15 protein-coding genes are annotated in these 18,379 nt (G+C 68.1%); 5 read left to right on the forward strand and 10 right to left on the reverse strand.

The annotated features are described in order from the left end of the window. Positions 1–226 precede the first annotated feature (226 nt). Complete coding sequence (locus D0D37_RS23945; protein WP_116202811.1) at positions 227–3,196, reverse strand: PDZ domain-containing protein; 2,970 nt, start codon at positions 3,194–3,196, stop codon at positions 227–229. 210 nt (positions 3,197–3,406) lie between these two features. Continuing rightward, complete coding sequence (locus D0D37_RS23950) at positions 3,407–4,300, reverse strand: helix-turn-helix transcriptional regulator (RefSeq protein WP_116202812.1); 894 nt, start codon at positions 4,298–4,300, stop codon at positions 3,407–3,409. Positions 4,301–4,421: 121 nt separating this feature from the next. Here D0D37_RS23950 and D0D37_RS23955 point away from each other — a divergent pair, with 121 nt between their 5' ends. Genes D0D37_RS23955 through D0D37_RS46800 form a run of 3 tightly spaced genes read left to right on the forward strand, consistent with a single transcriptional unit; the run spans position 4,422 to position 6,436 of the window. Beyond that, entirely contained in the window at positions 4,422–5,444 is a 1,023-nt protein-coding gene (locus tag D0D37_RS23955) for a zinc-dependent alcohol dehydrogenase family protein (RefSeq protein ID WP_116202813.1), read from the forward strand. A 20-nt stretch (positions 5,445–5,464) separates the two neighbouring features. Beyond that, positions 5,465–6,223, forward strand: coding sequence for a glucose 1-dehydrogenase (locus D0D37_RS23960; RefSeq protein WP_116202814.1), 759 nt, complete (start codon positions 5,465–5,467; stop codon positions 6,221–6,223). Positions 6,224–6,229: 6 nt separating this feature from the next. Then, positions 6,230–6,436 carry a hypothetical protein gene (locus D0D37_RS46800; RefSeq protein ID WP_162834437.1) on the forward strand — a complete coding sequence of 69 codons (207 nt, stop codon included), beginning with the start codon at positions 6,230–6,232 and terminating at the stop codon, positions 6,434–6,436. 151 nt (positions 6,437–6,587) lie between these two features. Here the strand turns inward: D0D37_RS46800 and D0D37_RS23965 are convergent, their stop codons facing one another. From D0D37_RS23965 to D0D37_RS23975, 3 genes are all read right to left on the reverse strand, one after another. After that, a complete protein-coding gene (locus tag D0D37_RS23965; protein ID WP_116202815.1) occupies positions 6,588–7,586 on the reverse strand; it encodes an SEFIR domain-containing protein in 999 nt (332 codons plus the stop codon). Positions 7,587–7,642: 56 nt separating this feature from the next. Continuing rightward, on the reverse strand, positions 7,643–9,814 hold the full coding sequence (locus D0D37_RS23970) for an ATP-binding protein (protein WP_116202816.1): 2,172 nt from the start codon (positions 9,812–9,814) through the stop codon (positions 7,643–7,645). Positions 9,815–10,141: 327 nt separating this feature from the next. Continuing rightward, positions 10,142–11,746 (reverse strand): protein kinase domain-containing protein, encoded by a 1,605-nt coding sequence (locus tag D0D37_RS23975; RefSeq protein ID WP_116202817.1) that lies wholly within the window; start codon positions 11,744–11,746, stop codon positions 10,142–10,144. Between the two features lie 579 nt (positions 11,747–12,325). On the opposite strand from D0D37_RS23975, the gene D0D37_RS23985 reads away from it, so the two are divergent. Together D0D37_RS23985 and D0D37_RS23990 are read left to right on the forward strand one after the other, a co-directional pair. Then, positions 12,326–12,757: a hypothetical protein gene (locus tag D0D37_RS23985; RefSeq protein WP_116202819.1), complete on the forward strand. Its 432-nt coding sequence runs from the start codon at positions 12,326–12,328 to the stop codon at positions 12,755–12,757. Positions 12,758–12,760: 3 nt separating this feature from the next. Continuing rightward, on the forward strand, positions 12,761–13,165 hold the full coding sequence (locus tag D0D37_RS23990; RefSeq protein WP_116202820.1) for a hypothetical protein: 405 nt from the start codon (positions 12,761–12,763) through the stop codon (positions 13,163–13,165). 404 nt (positions 13,166–13,569) lie between these two features. Here the strand turns inward: D0D37_RS23990 and D0D37_RS23995 are convergent, their stop codons facing one another. The 5 genes from D0D37_RS23995 to D0D37_RS24010 all read right to left on the reverse strand — a co-directional run bounded on the left by D0D37_RS23995 (position 13,570) and on the right by D0D37_RS24010 (position 18,166). Further along, positions 13,570–14,619 carry a tyrosine-type recombinase/integrase gene (locus tag D0D37_RS23995; protein ID WP_116202821.1) on the reverse strand — a complete coding sequence of 350 codons (1,050 nt, stop codon included), beginning with the start codon at positions 14,617–14,619 and terminating at the stop codon, positions 13,570–13,572. Further along, a complete protein-coding gene (locus D0D37_RS46805; RefSeq protein WP_162834438.1) occupies positions 14,616–14,981 on the reverse strand; it encodes a hypothetical protein in 366 nt (121 codons plus the stop codon). The genes D0D37_RS23995 and D0D37_RS46805 overlap by 4 nt, the downstream gene beginning before the upstream one ends. 173 nt (positions 14,982–15,154) lie before the next feature. Next, positions 15,155–16,141, reverse strand: coding sequence for a 3-oxoacyl-[acyl-carrier-protein] synthase III C-terminal domain-containing protein (locus tag D0D37_RS24000; RefSeq protein WP_162834439.1), 987 nt, complete (start codon positions 16,139–16,141; stop codon positions 15,155–15,157). Between the two features lie 421 nt (positions 16,142–16,562). Continuing rightward, positions 16,563–16,817 (reverse strand): hypothetical protein, encoded by a 255-nt coding sequence (locus D0D37_RS24005; protein WP_116202823.1) that lies wholly within the window; start codon positions 16,815–16,817, stop codon positions 16,563–16,565. A gap of 233 nt (positions 16,818–17,050) precedes the next feature. Beyond that, positions 17,051–18,166, reverse strand: coding sequence for a hypothetical protein (locus D0D37_RS24010; RefSeq protein WP_116202824.1), 1,116 nt, complete (start codon positions 18,164–18,166; stop codon positions 17,051–17,053). Positions 18,167–18,379: the final 213 nt, after the last annotated feature.

Consider the following 18,379-nt stretch of genomic DNA (forward strand, 5'->3'; position numbering starts at 1 on the left):
CGGAGGCTGCGCGCCATTCTCTCCATAGCCGGACCGCGAAGATCCGGCCGGGGATTTGCCATGACTGAGTTGAGAATCCGAAGATCAGTGCTGGGTGCGCGGGCGCTGGTGCTGATCGCTGCGGCGGTGACAGCCTGCACCTTGAGTCCCGCGGACACGGCGGGGCCTGGCGCTGCTCAGAAACATAAAGCGGGTGCCGTGCGAGCACGGCATCCGCCTGAGGCGCCTACGGATGCGTCCGGAAAGCATCCACAATCAGGTAACTGCCGTTCTTCATCGTGCCGCTGATCGTGTGCACCCCCGGCTGCAGGCCGGAAACAGCCGCCACCGTCGACTGGTACTGCCGGGTCGGCGTGACGAAACTGACCGTCCGATAAGGCGCTCCGTCGAGAGCGAGGTCGACGTCGCCCTCGTCGGTATTGGTTTCGGAAATGATATCGATTCCCGTTCCATAGAACGTCAAACTCCACGAATCGCCGACGTTCTGGGTCGCCCAGATGTCGTTGAGATAGGAATTCGCGCCCCCTGCCGAACTGCCGCGCCAGATCCACCCCGTCGACGGGGCGCCGGTGTTGGTGTAGACGACGCCGGAGGTGTTGTTGAGGACTTCGGATTCCTGCGTCTTGGCGAGGCGGACGGTGACGTCGGCCTGCCCGCGCCGCGCGGTCAGCGTGATCGGCGCGCCCGGAGCGAGTTTGTTGTAGCTGAGCCAAAAAGTGTTGCGATCGTCGGTTACCGAGGTGCCGTTCACGGCTGTGATGTCGTCACCGGACCTGAGCCCGTTCTGCGCCGCGTAGCTGCCCGGCGGCACCGTGGGGAGGTAGAGGCCGTACGGCTTGGTCAGGCCAAGCGACGACTGGACGGCGAGGGACGGGATGTTGGTGGCGGTGGCTCCCATCAGCATTTCGGGCTGGACGATCATCCCGTTGGCGGGCCCGCCGGAGCCGGGACCGTAGGCGAAGACTGCCTTGGGCGGAAGCGGTGCGCCCGCGGAACCGAAGCCGGTCATCGGGAAGTTGGCGTACCCGAGGCTGACCGCGGGCGAGTCGGCGGCGACGGTGAAGTCGTAGCTGCCGAGAGGGTCCGCCGCGGAGAATTTCGGGTCGGCGACGAGCGAATGCGGGTCCATGCCTGCGCGAACCCAGGCCGACTGCGGGTTGATCGTCGCGCCGTCCGCGGAAAGCGCCTCGTTGCCGCTGCCGTCTGGATTGACGTAGACCGGGTAGTGGTCGTTCCAGAAGAGGTTCCGGTCGACGCCGTACTTGGCGGTGGCCGGATTGTTCAGCACGTTGTTGTACGCCTGCGGCCCGAGGGTGATGTTGTGCTCGATGACGTCGCCGCAATCGGAATGGCTGACCTGTTCGTAGACCGAGCCGTCCACGAGCAGGTTGTTCCGCACGGTGCGCTCGTAGCCGTCGCGCAGTTTGATGCCGCCCTTGAGGACGAGGTTGTCCAGCAGGCGGAAGTTGGACGATCCGTCGTCGAGGTCGATGGCCCAGTCGCCGGCGTGCCAGAACCGGTTGTGCTGGATGGTGATCGGCCGGACGACGTCGAGCTTCATCAGGTGCCTCGCCTGCGCGTTGGTCAGCGCGGTGCCGGTGGAGCCTTCGAAACTCGTGCCCGGCGCGAGGGTGTTGTTGCCGGAGCTGGCCCAGAACCGGCCGCGGCCCCACACGTTGACGGACCCGTTGTCGCCGGTTTCCTCGACACAGTTGAAAAGATCGTTGTTCTTGATGTCGTGCCCGCCCCAGGTGCCGTCCTCGATGTTGAGGCACGCGCGCGGGCTGTCGGAGATGGTGTTGCCGTCGACCGTCACGTCCGCGCTCATCGAGATGTTGACGCCGGAGGACTGCTTCTCGAACCGGCCCATGTCCTGCATGAGGTTGTTCCGCACGAGGATGTCGCGGGGATAGTCGTCGGTCTTCGGCCCGGGCGCGGTGTCGGTGACCGCCACGTTGTCGTAGTAGTTGCCGGAGTAGTCGCGCACCGCGCTCGGCGAGCCGACGATCTGGACGTCGCTGGCGCCGTCGGACTCGAACTTGCTGTCGCTGACCGTGTTGTGCCGGTTGTAGCCGTCTATGAAGACGCCGTTGCCGCCGAGCTGGTCGAAGAACGACCCGGTGACTGAGATGTCAGCGGCGTTCTTCAGAGATACCGCGCCTTTGCGGACAACTGCCCAGTCGCCCTTGGCGTCGGCTTCGAAGGGGCTGTTGAAGAGCGTGCGGTGAGTCGCGGTGAAGTGCAGCCCGCGCAGCGCGATGTCGTGGACGGGGTTGGCTGCCGACGTCCCGGCGAGGGTGATCAGCTGGTTCTGTTCCGCGGTTTCGACCGTCGCGGCGGAAAGATCCGCACCGGCCGGCGGGTAGTAGAGCAGCTGGCCGCTCGCCCGGTCGTAGTACCACTCGCCGGGCGCGTCCAGTTCCTCCTTGACGTTCTCGACCATCGCGGGTCCGATCCGGCCGGGCCCGTTGCCCTTCGTGAGCCCGCAATCCTGCGGCCGGTTGTTGTCGCCGACGTAGTGCAGGCCGAGACCGCTGCCGGTGCGCCCGCTGACGGTGAACGAGACGGAACCCCAGTCGCCGCAATGCATCGCGCGCACCAGCGCGGTCGACGGATCCGACCATTTCGCCGATTCCCGCTCGAGGTCGGCCAGCGAGGTCGAGCCCTGCAGCCGGGCCGCGTTCGGGTCGTAGTTCGGATAGCGGGCCAGGATCTGGCGCTGCCCGTTGACGAACAGGCCGTCGAAGTCCAGTCCGGCGGGGAGGGTCGCGGCCATGATCTTGCTGCCGTGAGCCGTGGGCTGCCAGGCCGGACGCAACGGTCGGCCGCCGCTGATCGTCACCGGTGCTTCGGTCGCTGGCTGCCAGGTCACGGTGTGGCCGTTGCGTCCGGAATCCTCCGGGCCCAACGCCAGCGGAGCGGAAAGGTAGTAGGAGCCTCCGGCCAGCTTCACCACGATGTCCCGATGGTTGCCGACGCCGGTGTTGAGCAGGTGCCGAACCCGTTGCTGCGCCTGCGAAAGCGAGCACGGCCGCGGCTGAGCGCAGGGATTCCCAGGCGGAGCGTCGGCACCCGGAGCGGCGTAGACCGTCATGGGCGGCGGCCCGCTCGCGGCGGCAGGCGGGCCGAGGGCGAGCGTGCCGCCTAACCCGGCGACGGCGGACAGGACGATGCTCAGAAGCCGGCGGTTGGCCATTCAGGTCCTCCTTGACCAGGCATCGCAGGTCCTGAACGCCAGGACATCCGATGTCTAGGAGACTATGCAGGAGGGTGCATCGGGCGTCAAGGAGTCCTCCGGGTGTTCTCCGGAGGTGGGGAAGTGGCTGTTAATCAAGCATGTTCGGGTGGAACTGCCCGCGCTTGGCAAAGTTCGCGAGAGGTTTCGCCTGGTGGGTGATGGCGAACTTTACATCTGATCTTTCGTGGCGGTGCGTGACTCGCGGGGGTGCGCGGGCTGCTTCCGCGTCTCGGCCCAGGCCGCCAGCAGGGTGAGACCGTCAGCGCTGGGCGTATCGGGATCCGCGGTGTAGGTGGTGATGGAGACGTGCGGGTCGCCGGGCAGCGCGAAGTCGTCGTACGCGAGGTCCATCCGCCCGGCGGCCCGGTGGTGGACGGTCTTGCGTCCGCGCGAGTGGCGGCGCACGTTGTGCTTGGCCCAGCGAGCACTGAAATCGTTGCTGCGCGCGGAAAGCTCGCCGATGAGTTCGGTCGTCTGCTGGTCCAGCGGGTCTCGCCCGGCGGTCGCGCGGAGGATCGCGACGAGCTGGTTCTTCGCCTCGTCGAGGTCAGCGTAGAAATCCCCGGCACGCGGGTCGAGGAAGACGTACCGGGCGAAGTTCGGCGGCTGCTTGGCCATCTCGAAGAGGTCGGCGTACAGCGCGCGGCCCAGGTCGTTGGCCGCGAGGAGATCGAGGCGGCCGTTCTGCACGACGGCGGGGACGCTCATGGAGTCGAGCACCTGCTGCACGGACGCGGTGATCGGCGAGGTGCGCTTGGCGCGTTTGCGGCGCGAGCCGGGCGCGACATTGCGGGCCAGGTCGTAAAGATGGGCGCGCTCGTCGTCGTTGAGTTGCAGCGCACGGGCGATCGCGTCGAGAACGCTCTCGGACGCGCCGCCGAGCTGGCCGCGCTCCAGGCGGGTGTAGTACTCGACGCTGAGGCCGGCGAGCATCGCGACCTCCTCGCGGCGCAGGCCTTTGACCCGGCGGTCGCCTCCGACGTGGGGCAGCCCGGCCCGCGCGGGCGTGATCCGCGCCCGGCGGCTCATCAGGAAGCCCCTGATCTCCTGGTGAAACTCCATGCCCCCAGGCTAAGCCGCCTATTCCGGTTCTGGGGGTCCTTGACAGGACCTGGCAGGCGGCCGCGAGATGACGGACGGTGAACAGGCACCCAGAAGAACTGTCTGAAAAGGAATGTGCCAAGTGCGTGGAGCTGTCCTGTACGGCCCGGGCGAGGTCCGGGTGGAAGAGCGCGAAAACCCCGCCATCGTCGCGCCGACGGATGCGATCGTCCGGGTGTCGGCGAGCTGTGTGTGCGGTTCTGACCTGTGGGATTACCGCGGCGTCAACGAAGTGACCGAGCCGACCCCGATGGGGCACGAGTACGTCGGCGTGGTCACCGAGATCGGTGCCGAGGTGAAGAACATCGCGGCCGGGGACTTTGTCGTGGGATCGTTCTTCGCCTCGGACAACACGTGTGAAATCTGCGAAGCCGGTTATCAGTCACGGTGCGTGCATGCCGAATACGTCGGCGCGGGCGGGGCGCAGGCGGAGTACCTGCGGGTGCCGTTGGCCGACGGCACTCTCGTCGCCACCCCCGGAATGCCGGACGACGACCTGATCCCGTCGTTGTTGGCGGCGTCCGATGTGCTCGGAACGGGCTGGTTCGGCGCCGTGGCCGCGGAGGCCGGGCCGGGCAAGACCGTGGCCGTGGTCGGCGACGGTGCCGTGGGTCTTCTCGCTGTGCTGGCCGCGAAGCAGTTGGGCGCGGAGCGGATCATCGCGATGTCGCGGCACGCTTCGCGGCAGAAGCTCGCCCGCGAGTTCGGCGCGACCGACCTCGTCGAGGAGCGCGGCGATGAGGGCGTCGCCAGGATCAAGGAACTCACCGGCGGATACGGCGCCCACAGCGTGATCGAGGCCGTCGGCACCCAGGAATCGATGATGCAGGCCATCCGCTCGACCCGCGCCGGCGGCCACGTGGGGTACGTCGGGGTGGCGCACGGCGTGGAGCTTCCGGGCGAGGAACTGTTCTTCGCCGAGGTGCATCTGCTGGGCGGCCCCGCTCCGGTGCGCCGGTTCCTGCCTGAGCTGATCCAGCTCGTCTGGGACCGCGAGATCGACCCGGGCAAGGTCTTCGACCTCGCCCTCCCGCTCGACGAGGCCGCCGAGGGCTACCGGGCGATGGACGAGCGGCGCGCCGTCAAAACCCTGCTCAAGCCCTGACTTTTCCCAAGGAGAACACCATGAACCCCACCTACGATTTCTCCGGGCAAGTAGCCCTGGTCACCGGTGCCGCCTCCGGCATGGGCCTGGCCGCCGCCCGCGCCTTCGCCGACTCCGGCGCCGCAGTGGTTCTGGCCGACCGCGACCAGGATGCCGTCCGCAAGGCAGCCGAGGAGATCGGGTCGCGGGCCATCGGCGTGGTCTGCGATGTCACCGACGAACAGCAGGTCGAAGCGGCGGTGCACCGCGCGGTGACGGAGTTCGGCCGCCTGGACATGGCGTTCAACAACGCCGGCATCCAGGTGCCGCCGACCGACGCGGCCGACGAGACCGCCGACGCCTTCGACCAGGTCAACGCCGTCAACCTGCGCGGCGTCTGGGCGGCGATGAAGCACGAACTGCAGCAGATGCGCGAGCAGGGGAGCGGTGCCATCGTCAACTGCTCCTCCCTGGGCGGTCTCGTCGGACTGCCCGAGCGGGCGGCCTACCACGCGTCCAAGCACGGGGTCATCGGATTGACCCGCAGCGCCGCGGTCGAGTACGCGCCTCGGGGTGTTCGCATCAACGCGGTGTGCCCTGGGGTCATCGACACCCCGATGGTCGCCGACATGATCGAGAATCAGGCCGAGGCCATGGCCGGGATCATCAAGGAACAGCCCATCGGGCGGTTGGGCAAAGCGGAAGAGGTCGCGGCGGCCGTGTTGTGGCTGTGCAGTCCTGGTGCCAGTTTCGTGGTCGGGACAGCGCTTCCGGTGGATGGTGGGTTCACCGTCCACTGAGGACCCGTGGGTGAAACCGGTTTCAGCCGAGGCAACGGCACCGTGCATCTCTGCGCGCACGACGGGGCGTCCTGTGTCGCGAACGTCGGCGACACGATCAATGTTTACGACGCGCGTATCCATATCGAATGGCGGCCGACGCCGGTCACCATTCGACGTCATCGCCTGAATGACAGGCAGGATCCCGGCGGCAGCGGGCGCCGTCGGCGGTGAGGAGCCAAGGCGAGCCGATGCGGCGTCTGCGCAAGGGTTGCCAAGACGGCACGGACCGCGACGGTTTGCCCGCCTAGACCTCACCAGTGACGACACCGGGGGAGCGTTCGCCGATTCCGTGCTGGCCGGAATCCGCAGTCAGGCACCATGATCACGTGTACAGCACCGGATCTCCCCAGCCGAGTTCGGGCAGGCCGTTCGACAGCCCGCCTGCGATGCGCGCACCCGCGAGCATCGGGTGCTCCGTGGTGTCGGTCCGGTAGGCGACGAGCCGGAGCCGGAGCACTTCGGACACGTCGAGCGTGAGCGTGGCCGGCGAGCCGAGCTTCACCTCGGCTCCCGGCTGCGCGACGTCGTCGAGGAACACCTCGAAGTGGCCGGTCTGTCCGGCGTCCGCCGCGTCGTCGAGCACGCCCACTGTGGTTTCGAATGCGCGGTAGCGCCGCCCGAGGTCGTATTCGACTTGGCCTCGCGGTTCGCTGCAGAACATCGAGCAGCGGTAGGAGATGCCGTTGCCGTAGTGGACGCCGTTGAGCCGGACCGCCGAAAGCCGGACGTCCGGCCCTTTCGCCACCGGTTTGAGTTCGGTCGTGAGCAGGAGTTTCCGGCGGGCAGGGAACGGCGTGAACGTTCCGCCGACGAAGACCCCGGGTTCCTCGGCGGGGCCGGGGTTTTCGGGCTTCCGGGCGATCGCGCGGACAAGACTCCGCACGCCGTCGTCGTCGGCCGAAAATCGGCGGACCGGGTAGTGCGTCGTCGAATGCGGGTTGAGGAACTGCGGGATTTCCTCGACCGCCCGCCCGGGAAGCACGATCGGCAGGATCCGCGCGGTGTACTCGTCGATGTCGCCGGTCAGCTGATCGCGCAGCACCGCGCCCTCGAACTGCGAGCCCCAGCCGACGTGCGGGTGCTCTTCGCCGTCGGTGCGCCGCCGGTACAACGGCGATGCGATCGCGAGGGTGTAGTCGGCCGCTTTGAGCTGTCGCAGCGCCCATTTCGACCAGTCGATCCGGGCGCCGTCGACCCATTGGTCGAGGTGCACTTCGAGGCCGACGTGTTTGTAGAGGAACTCGGCGAAGCGGCGTACGAGTGTCTTGTGGTCCTCGTCGTCGTGGGAGTACGAGATGAAGACGCGGGGGCGGCTCGGCACCGGTTTCCTCCGTGCGGTCGTGGGCGACACCAGAGTCGATGAGGCCCGGATTCCTGTTACACCAGCCGGACGCGGGCTTCGCCGACCACAGCCGGATCGAGACCGGGGCGGATCTCGTCCGCTTGTTCCCACAGCGACCCGGCTTCCCCGGCTGCGCCGCGAGCCGCGGCGATGTTGCCGAGACCGGCATACGCGCGTGCCGCCTCGTGATCGCTCTCGCAGGCTTCCGCTCGTGCCGCGGCTTCCCGGTAGGCGGCCGTCGCCAGGTCGTGCTCGCCGGTGTGGAACCGGGCCCAGCCCACGCAGTTCAGCGCCATCGCCGCGTCGAAGTCGAGGCCGAGTTCGTCGAACTCCGCGAGGGTGCCCGCCGCCAGTGCCGCCGCTTCGGCCGCCTTGCCGAGCGCGACGAGCACGAGCGCGATGCCCCGCGTGGTGATGGCGGTGTCGCGGCGATCGCCTGTCTGTTCGTAGAACTCCAGCGCCGTACGGAGATCCCGGAGGGCCGCCGCGTGCTCGCCGCGGTAATGGTCGGCCCAAGCGTGATGCGCGAGCGCCGTGGTTTCGCCGTGCTCGTCGCCGATCGCGCCGTATTCCCGCCGGGCTTTGCGGTAGCACCCGACCGCGCCGTCCAAATCACCGCGATCCACCAGGGCGATGCCGAGGTTGACCGTCGTTGTCGCGAGTGCCCACCGGTCGCCCGCCGCTTCCGCGGCCGCGCGGGCCCACTCGTGCGTGGCGACCCACGGGTCCCACAGCTTGGCCAGGAAAAAGTAGCTGCGCAGACAGAACGCCAGCTGCCAGCACCGGTCGTGCTGGCCGAGTTCGCCCGCCTGTCGGCACAACGCGACCAGGTTCGGCCACTCGGCCCGGAACCACGCCACCGCGTCATCGAGCGGCGGCGGCTGGGGAACCTCGCCGGGATAGCTGATCTCCGGGCGGTAGCGCTGCGGAGTCAGCATCCGGTCGGCTTGCTCGGCCTCTCGGACGGCGAACGCGGTGAGCCGGCGTACGGCGTCCTCCCGTTCACCGGGTTCGAGCGGGGTTGCGGCGGCGAACGCGCGGAGGAGATCGTGGAAGCAGTAACGATCGGCGGCGGGCTGGGTGACCAGGTACGCGTCGTGCAACCGGTCCAGCAGCCGGTCGGTCTCCCGCGGTTCGAGCCCGCTCAGCGCACTCGCCGTGTGGACGTCGAGGTCGCTGCCCGGGTTCAGGGCGAGGAGACCGAACAACCGCGCTTCGGCCGTGCTGAGGTGCCGGGCCGACAGCCGGAAGGCCGCGGACAGACTGCGCTCGCCGTCGTCCAGCACGCCGAGCCGGTCGGTTTCGACGGCCAGCCTGCGCTCGAGTTCGGCCACGTCCCACGCCGGGTGCGCTCGCAGCCGGGCCGCCGCGATCCTGATGGCCAGCGGCAGCCGGCCGCAGCGGACGGCGACCCGCGCCGCGTCGTCCGCGCTCGCTCCGGTGAGCGCGGCGAACAACTCGGCCGCGGCGTCGGGCGGCAAGACGTCGAGTGAGACGTGCCGAGCCTCGTCGAGCGAGCTAAGCCGCGACCGGCTGGTGACGAGCACCCGGCATTTCGGTTCGGCCGGCAGCAACTGCCGGACCTGGGCAGCGAAGCCGGCGTTGTCCAGGACGAGCAGCAGGCTGCGCCCGCGCAGCCGCGAGCGGTAGAGCGCGGCGCGGTCGTCCGGATCGGCCGGAATCTGTTCCGCGGGCACGCCCAGCACGCGCAGCAGACGGTCGTGCACCGCCGCGGGCGGCACGGCGGTGTCGCCCTGACCGCGGAGGTCGACGAACAGGCACCCGTCGGCGAACGTCGCTTCGAGCCGGTGGGCGCAGCGGACCGCCAGCGCCGTCTTGCCGACCCCGCCCATCCCGGAGACGACACACACCCCGGCTTCGGTTTCCAGAGCGTCGCGGACGGCCCGCAGCTCGGCGGAGCGGCCGGTGAAGTCCGCGGCCGCCGGCGGCAGCCCGGACGGCCGGACATCCGGGCGGGTGCGCCGTCGCACCGGCTCGCGGGGGAGCAACGCGGTGAGCGCCCCAGCCGCGTTCAGCTCGGCTTCGCACAGGGCGGCCAGCGCGGTGTTGGGCCTGGTGAGCCCGGTCTCGACCTTGCTCAGGTAGCCCTTGCTGTAGTGGACGCGGTCCGCCAGTTCGGCGAGGGAGAGGCCGGTTGCCCGGCGCAGCCGGCGCAGTTCCGCGCCGAACGTTGCTGGCCCGCTCATCGGCCACCGCCTTGGTCTGAGGGCCGCCAGGGGCCGTGGTGATGGAGCCGGAACACCGGAAGTGCGCACTGGCGGCCCGGGAATGCCCGCAGTCTCCCGATTTCTCGCCGCGGAATCGTTGCGGCCCGCCAAGAATGCGGTTGGCGGGGAAGGATGACAAGGAGTTTCCTGTTTTCGCTGACCCGAAGAAAGGGAATCCCGATCCGTTCGCTGCGGCATTCGCGATGGCGGCCAGGTGACCGTCCGGTTCCAGCACCTGGCCGCTCGATTCGCCCGCAGCGTCCGACGGCCCGCGGAGCCGGGCTCAGCCCGGCCCCGCGACCGGGCTCAGCTGGTCGGGATCGGCGAGGTCGGAACCTCTCCCGGCACGCCGAGCAGTTTCGCCTCGCCCAGGTCCAGGTAGTTGCCGGATGGGCCGCAGTTCTCCCCGGACTTGACCGGCTGCCAGCTGATCTTGAGGCGCAGCACCTGGGTCACGTCGACGTCGAGGGGAGTCAGCTTGTTGATCTCGAGGGTCGTCGAGATCAGCTTCTTGCCGTCGCCGAAGACTTCCAGCTGCGCCTTCAGCGCCGAATCCGACGAGTTGTCGTCCAGGCCTGCCGAGGCGACGAACTTCCGGTAGCCCTTCGAGATGTTGTACTCGACGGTCTCCGCTTCGGAGCATTCGTAAAGCGACGCCGCGACAGTGTGCGGATACGCCTTGCCCGCGACGTTGCCGGTCTCGTGGTCGTTGGCGGAGGTGCCTTCCACCGGTCGCAGTTCGGAGAGGTACTGCTCGACGGTCGCGCCCGAGTCTGCCGCAGTCGGCGCGGTGGCCGTCGTCGACGCCGCGGCGGCGGCGTTGGACGGCACGGACGCGGTCACCGTGGCGGTGCCCGGCGCGGCCGTCACGGTTACCGGGGCGGCGGGCCCGGCCGCGGGAGCGCTCCCCGAACTGACCAGTGCCACCGTCGTGACGCCGGCAGCGACCAGGACCGTGGCGGCCACGGTGACCGGAATCCACTTCTTCCGCTTCTTCGGGGGCGGGCTGTACAACTGTTCGCCGAACATCTGGTCTCCGATCGGGGTTGCCGCGGTGCGGTGCCGCTGCGCGGGTTCGGTGGGCGGGGGCCGGTCGAGCCGCTGTCCGACCGGGGCCCCGACGAGGTCCGGCAGCATCGCGGCGAGCACGGTCGCGACCGGGTCCGCCAGCGGCCGCAACGCCGGCTCGACGGCCAGGAGCAGGCGGATCAGGTCCCACAGCGGAGCCGGGATTTCCCCTGGCCGTCCCGGGCCCTCGCCGGCGTCGCGGACGAACCCGCCGGCGAACGGGGCGACCCCGCAGTAGAGCTCGTAGAGCACGACCCCCAGCGAGTAGAGGTCGGCGGCAGGCCCGGGTTCCTCGCCGCGCACGACCTCGGGCGCGGCGTACTTCGACGCGGTCGCCAGCGACGTGTGCGTCCGTGGCGGGGCGAGGAGCGCGAGGCCGGTGTCGGTCAGCTTCGGGATCCGGACCGAGCCGGTGTCGTCCATCAGCACGTTGGACGGCTTGACGTCGCCGTGCACCGCTCCGAGTTCGTGGATCACGTGCAGGGCCGCCGCGATCCCGGCGCCGATCCGGGCGATCTCGGCGGGCAGCAGCGTGCCCGACGCTTCGAGCCGGTCGCGCAGCGAGCCGCCCGGCACCTGGTCCGCCACCAACGCCACCACGCCGGCCTCGACCACGAGGTCGTGCAAGGTCACCAGGTGCTCGTGCGTCAGTCCCACCAGCGGTGCCTGTGCCCGCAGGAAGCGGCCGACGGTTTCCTGGTTCCCGGTCAGGGCCGGGTCGAGGAGTTTGACGGCGTACTCGCGGCCGTCGGGACCGGTGCCTGCGACGACCTCGCCGAGCGGACCCCGGCCGATGAGGGCGCCGAGGCGGTAGCGGTCGGCCAGCGGACGTTCCATGGTCATTCGCCTTTCTTGCGGCCGGCCGGATCAGCCGTTCGACGGTCGCGCCGGGAAATTCCGCCGCGCGCGGTGCACTGTGGACGGCCCGCAGCGCCGGGCAGCGAGCGACGAGCCGGGGCGGAGGCCGTCGTCCCGGCGTTCACTGGGCCGCTGAAGAACTTCGCGTCCGCGCGCTCGACCGGCGCCCGGTGCCGGGTTCCGGGCTGATCGCCAGCACGCGGTAACCGGCGATCGCGGGCGAAACACAAGAAGACGGCGAATCGGTCCGCCGTGCGAGTGCCGGGCAGATCGGGATCCGTCATCGGGCGACTCCGGCGGCGTCGTTCATGGGGCATGAGGGTCCAGGTGTTCAGCGGCAATACAGGCGGTGGGTCGGCCCACGGCGCGGTTTTGCTACCGCTTTCCGTTCAGCGGAGGGAACTGTCAAGAATTTGACCTGTAATGCGGTACCGACCGCCCGGTAAGCTGGAAGACCGGTTTCCGGTTAACGGACAATTCCTGGACAAGAACCACTCGCTTGCAACATCGCCGGCCCTCGCCTCGATTGCTCCGGTTGTCGTACCGGCAATCGGAGGAGAAGACATGGAAATCGCCGCGGGCGCCGAGGGCGGAAACGTCGCATTGGGGATCGTCGTCCTGATTGTCCTCATAGGTCTCTGCCTTGGCTACAACACGTTCAAGACCCGCGGGTTCCGGCCGCGCCGGGTCGAAACCAGCTTGAGTGCCCAGCAGCTGCGGGGCATCTTCGCCGAGAAGGTGGCCGGGCACGGCTGGTCCATTGTGGACGACGGGAATCCAATGGTGGCTCAGTCCGCCCTGCTTGCCGGGATTCGCCAGCAAATCGCGCTGAATGTTGTCGAGAACAACGGGCGGTCGGTCGCGAACCTCGCGGTCACGCGCTATTCCAAGAAGGTGCTCGGCGGTGCGACCAAGGCCTACACCCTGCGCTGGCGGATGAACGCTTTCCTGTCGCACGTCCAGCGGCTGGACGCCTCCGCGTCCGTGGCGGGCTGACCCGTGACGGTGCTGATCATCGGGCTCGTGGTCATGACGAGCCTCTTTCTGTGGTCGGCGATGGCCACCTGTTCGCTGGCCGGGTTCGTGTCTGGCGCCTCGGTGGTCAGCCAGCTGGCCGGGCCGGGTGCGCACGCCGACTTCACGGCTGCGCTCGCCGCACTGGCCGGCGTGCGGGTGCTCGAGCGGACCGACGACGCCGTGCTGGTGTCCGTGATGCCGGTGCCCAGCTCGATGGAGCGCGGGTTCGGCCTGTTCGCCGTCGCCCAGCGCGTCGAGGATGACGGCGTGATGCTGCTCGGCCGCGGCCGGCTGCCCGTCGCACTCGGACTCGAAACCGCGCTACGGCAGCTGGAACGCGACGCACGGATGCAGGTCTCCTACGGCCCGCGATCCGGGAGCGAGTGATGGCGGCGGCGTCGGCCGGACCGAGGGAGTAATGCCCCGGGCTGCCGAGCGGCTCCGGTCGGCGACGGTGCCGGTGGCGACGATCTTCACCGGATACGCAGAGTCTCGAACCCGGGTGACTCACTGTGTTGTGACCGTCGATGTCGCGGCCAGAGGTTGCGTATGCGAGCCTCGCCGTTATCCTGCGACTAAGCGGCCGCTTTAGGCAGAGAACCGGTGATGCATCCCTGATTCGGGGATGTCATGCCGATTAGCCTAACCGCTGTCCGGGCTGATGAGGCTGGAAATAGCACCTTTGGGTCTGCTCCGCCGTCGACAGGCTCGCCCATGGACCACCGGCATCGAGGCCGAGTCGGATGTGCAGTCCTGCCGCATTCATCGGATGTCTGAGGGGATGACGAGCCTCAGGCTGCGAGCGGATGCGGCTCGCCGGTCAGCGCTGCAAGTGCGGTGGCGATCTCTTCGATCGTCGCCGAGACGTACGTGAGTGTGGTGCCGGTCTGGAATCCGGCTGCGTGGCCTGCGTAGGCGGCCGCGACTGCGTAGCCGAAGTTTCGTTCGACCCAAGTCAGCGTGGTGTAGCGAAGCCAGTGAGCGGTGATTCCGGCTGCGCCGATCCAGGGGAGGTGCTGGCCCAGTCTCGTCCACAGAGCGTCGTACCGTGACGCCCGCATGGGCGTTCCTTTGCGTGTGCGCAGCAGTCTTTCGCCGCTGGTGCCGTCCGGGTTGCGCAGTGCTGTGTGCTCGGTCAGGGCGGCCAGGAGAGTAGGCGACACTGGCTGCTCGCGGCTGGTGCCGCCTTTTTCGCGGAGCCGGGCTGTGCAGTCGGCGTCATTGAGATCGACTGGCCGTAATGCGAGGGCTCCGCCGCGGCGACAGGCCGTTTCGGTGTGCAGCCGGATCAAGAGCGTGTCCAGGTGCGGGTCGTTCCCTGTCGTGGCTGCGACCTCATTGATATCGGAAAGCTGTTGGTATGACAGCGCTCGGCGAAGGCTGTTGTGGCGGCGCGGTTTCTTCACGCTTGCGGCGGGGTTCTCGGCCTGTCCGATTAGCTTGTCGCTGACCGCGTGGTTGTAGAGAGCCCGGACCGCGTCGATGAAAGTCATCTTCGCGCCCCGTCCGTCCCGGGAATTGTTCCGATGGGATGAGGTCTGTTGCACGTCGTTGGCGAGCTTGGCGATTTCGGTGGAGGTCGGCTCGTCGATCCTTCGGTCGCCCCATTCTTTCGTGAGCACTCGCCAGTAGTGTTTCCATGTTTGCACGGAACTTGGGGAAGTAGCGGCGGTGACGACGGGAACGTACTCGGTGAACGTCGGAATGTAGATCTTGGCGGGCGTCTCGATCAGTTCGAGCGGAGATACCTGCAGACGCTCAAGAACGGTTTGTGCTGTTACTACGTCTGCGACGTGCGAATTCGCTTCATGGGCCGCGCTGAACCCCGCTTCTGCGGTCATCGGTTTAGCCCGGTGCTGTGGAAGCGGCGAACCATCTCATCGATCGCCGATTTCGGGTAGACGATGACAATGCGTGATTCAGGTGCGGCGGCAAGGAGCGCTTTGTCTCTCGGTTCGAGTCCGAGGAGTCTTCGGGTGTGCGAGGGAACGGCAACGCTTCGGCGTCGCGGTACGGAGAGGGGGCCGTATGGTGTCGGTGTGAAGGCTGCGACACCGCGAATGAACTGGACCTGCAGCCGCTCTCCAGGTAACCAGGACGCGGTCTCGATGATGTCCTTGTCGTGAAACCTGCCCGACTCATCGATGCGGCAGATCGCATAGGCGATGGAAGACGAGTTGGCTTCGCTGATCAGTGCAATCATCGGAAGGGGCTCGGCAACTCGTGACCTGCCCCGTTCACGGACGTCGGGGGTCAGAGCTTCGATGATCGGTGACAGCGGAGACTCTTTGTCGACTTGTTGAGGCGGGCCGATGGTGTCCAGGTCGTGTGGTCGAACGTTGCGCGTTCCAGCTGGGGGATTCATCGCGTCGCCTGTCACAGCCGCGCGGTGTGAGGCAGGCGCGCGAGGACCGGCGGAAGGTCGTCGCGCTGCTCGGCGTCGTGGAACAGGGACGCCTGGAAATGGGGGTTCCCTGGAACCCTTTCGATCCGCAGGACGGCAACGGTCCAAGTCATGCCGACGCCGACGCCCACCAAGGCGACGTGGTCGCCGGTTCGGACATCGGCGCGCGCGAGAAGCCGGGCCAGGCCGATGATCTGGTCGTTGGGACCGATATGGCCCCAACGACTGCCATCTTGGCTGAGCGTGCGTTCGGCCGAAATGCCCAGGGGCCGGAGGCAATGAGCGTCGAGCAGATGCTGGCCGTAGTGCGGCAGGAGAATCCAGGCGAGTTGGTCAGCGATCAGGTCGGCGTCTGCGAGAGCGTGGTTGAAGGCGTGCCGAATGCCGTGCGCGTTGCGGAGGTCTATGGAGCTGGCACCCACGGCTGCGAGGTACTGGCGCTTGCGTTCGCGGACGCGTTCAGGCCCCGAGTCCGTCGTGCCAGCCGGTGGGAAGCGGCTGTGTCCTCGGTGGAGTTGCTCGAGCGTGGGGTCGGTGTAGGAGGCGGTGGACAGAATGCGGGCGAAACCAGGGAGCCTTCCGAGGATGAGGGCAGAGCCGCCGTCGCCGTAGGCGATGCCGTGGTCGGCGTCGAGGTGGTCGAACGCCGGTGGGCCGAAGACTTCACCGCCGGTCAGCAGGATGTGGTTGAGGTCGGCGCTGCCAGCGAGCATTCGGGAACCGAGGTCGATGCCGCCGACGAGGGAGTTCGACATGGCGTTCAGTTCGGCGGTGATGCCTGGTCCGGGAGGCAGTCCGAGTCTGGCACGGATGTAGTTGGCGCGGGACCAGAAGTCGATGCCGCGGCTGCCGCGCCATATCGCGCTGTGCAGATGCAGTTCGGGGACCGGCAAGGGGCCGTTCGTGATCTGAGCCAAAGCGGAGAGCGCGGCATTCGCGGAGCTGACTGCGAGGTCCATGCCCGTGCTCTGATCCGCGATCGAAATGGATTGCTGTCCAGTCCGATGGCCTGGAGCGACTGGGACAAGCTTGCCCAGCGTGGCGCCGATCCCACGGATGTGGACGGATGACCACTGCATCTCAGTACCGTCCGCCGGCGTCTGCGCGGAGATCGTTTTCGATTGCCGCGACGGAGGTGTAGTAGGCGCGAAGCTGGGTCCTGGTGATCCCAGCTTGAGCGGCGATCTCGTCAAGGGTGACTGGCGGCAATGAGGCTGGTGATTGTGCTGTGAGCAACTCGCGAGCTGCGCGCAAGATTTGGTCGCGCACTGTGTTCTCCCTGGTTGAGACGACGCCATCGGCTGGATGCCGAGAGCCTTGGCCAGCAGGGAGGGCTGAGTGAGGCGGTTGCGACCGCCGACAGTCAAAGCAGGTGGTCCCTTACTGCCGCCGTGTGCGGAGCCTGCTGGCTGGGGCGGCCCTTATCCGGCGCAGATGTTCGGTGCGAAGGGCATTCGCGCGAGTGGCTGCCAGTTCGGCGAGTTCGGGTAGCGGAACCACGTCGCTGTCGAATGCGGGGTCGGTGGTGATCATGAGGGAGAGCACCGTCGCGTTGAGGCTGAGGTTGACTATCGCGTAGGGCGTGCCGACCGGGATGTAGACAACGTCGCCAGCCGCCGGAAGAACGGGGACCATTCCTTGGCCCGACAGAACGGCGGCAGATCCGCTCAGCGCAACGAGTGCGCTTTCGGCGGTGCGATGGCGTCGCGGCGGCACTGCTCGTGCGCCGGGCAGGAGCAACCGTGCTGCGGAAAAACCTCGCACAGGTACCGGCGGTGCATGCAGCACCAAGGTGGTCAGCCCTCCGGCTGGTAGCGGACGAGTATTCGCTCCGTTTGGTCGGCAGAGCACGGCATTGTTCGGAGTGGTCATGCTGCTCTCCCTGGCTTGCCGTGCCGCGCGAAGGTGCGGTGCGGCGCGGAAGCGAGTTCGCGGGCGAGTGCAGCATTGGCTTCTGCATCGTCGGGAGTGCGGCGGCCGTGGCCACATGCGGCGGCGACAGCGGTGAACGGACGTCCGAGGGCGTTCTCGGCTAGTTCAAGTGCGCGGGCTGACTCGGAAGCGTGGTGCTCGTCGACGAGTCCAGCGACGATCTCGACGTCATCGGGCACTCGGCGGAGTGCGCGGTAGTAGGCGGCGTTAGTGGATGGCGCGCTCGTGCCGGTGCACATGGGGATGTGCACGCGCGGTATGGGCAGCCCGAGCTGGGTCAGCTGCCGGTGGACGGTCCGGACAATGCGCACGGCAGGCGCGAGACTGGGAGGGGTGACGAGCGGCTCGTGGTTGAGGTCGCCATGGCAGAGGTGGAGGATCCACTTCGCGCTGGTTGGGCTGTCTCGGATGATGCGGGTGATCTGCTCGGCTAGGAGACCTGCTGCGGCGGCTTGCAGGGATCGGGGGGCGCGGTCGAGAAGCGTGAGGGAGGCTGGGGTTTCGAGCTGGAAGACGATCTCGTCTCCCCAGCGGTGGTGGATCTCGTTAATGTCGTGCAGCAGGGCCTCGCGCAGCACACCGACGTTCGCGAGGGTGCGGAACGGGGCACCGAAGCAGATGTAGGCCAGGTCGAGCGGCCCGGGGATTGATACCTGTGCCGGTGGCAGCTCGTGTGGGTTGTGGAGGGTTTGGCGGGCGGCGATGACGGTGGCGGTGTGGCTCGTCCGGCGGAGGGACACGTCTTCGGGTGCGAGTTTCCGGCCGGGTGTGATGCGGTATCGGGGGTAGTCGTCGTAGCTGGTGGCGTCGCCGGTGCGGACGGGTTCGAGCGCGTCGACGTGTTCGAGGGCGTAGAGCCAGTCGACGATCCACCGCGGATCGGCGTCGCAGGGAAGACTTCCGAGAGTGTGGTCGCGAGTCTGGTCGAGCATCCACTGCATGCCCGCTTGCGGTGTCGGTGCGAGTTGCGGCGGCAGGGAGCCGACGAAGTGAATGGTGCGTGTGGGGTTCGTGGCGTCTGCGGACTGTGTTTCGGGTTGTGTAGCGGTCATGGTTCCTCCCGCGGGTTTGGGATTGCTGCGGTGACGGGGGAGGGGCGTCACGTCGGGTGGATGCTGTGGTCCGCCGGTTGCTGGCGGACCACAGCAGCGGGTCAGCCGGTGACCGGCAGGTGGCCGGAACGGGGCGTTGGGGAGGGTGCGGGCCGGTATCCGGGCTGACCGTGGTCGTGGCCGGGGTCGGTCGGCTGGCCGCCTGGGCCGGGT

The organism is Amycolatopsis circi (genome assembly GCF_003385235.1).
GTDB lineage: Bacteria > Actinomycetota > Actinomycetes > Mycobacteriales > Pseudonocardiaceae > Amycolatopsis > Amycolatopsis circi.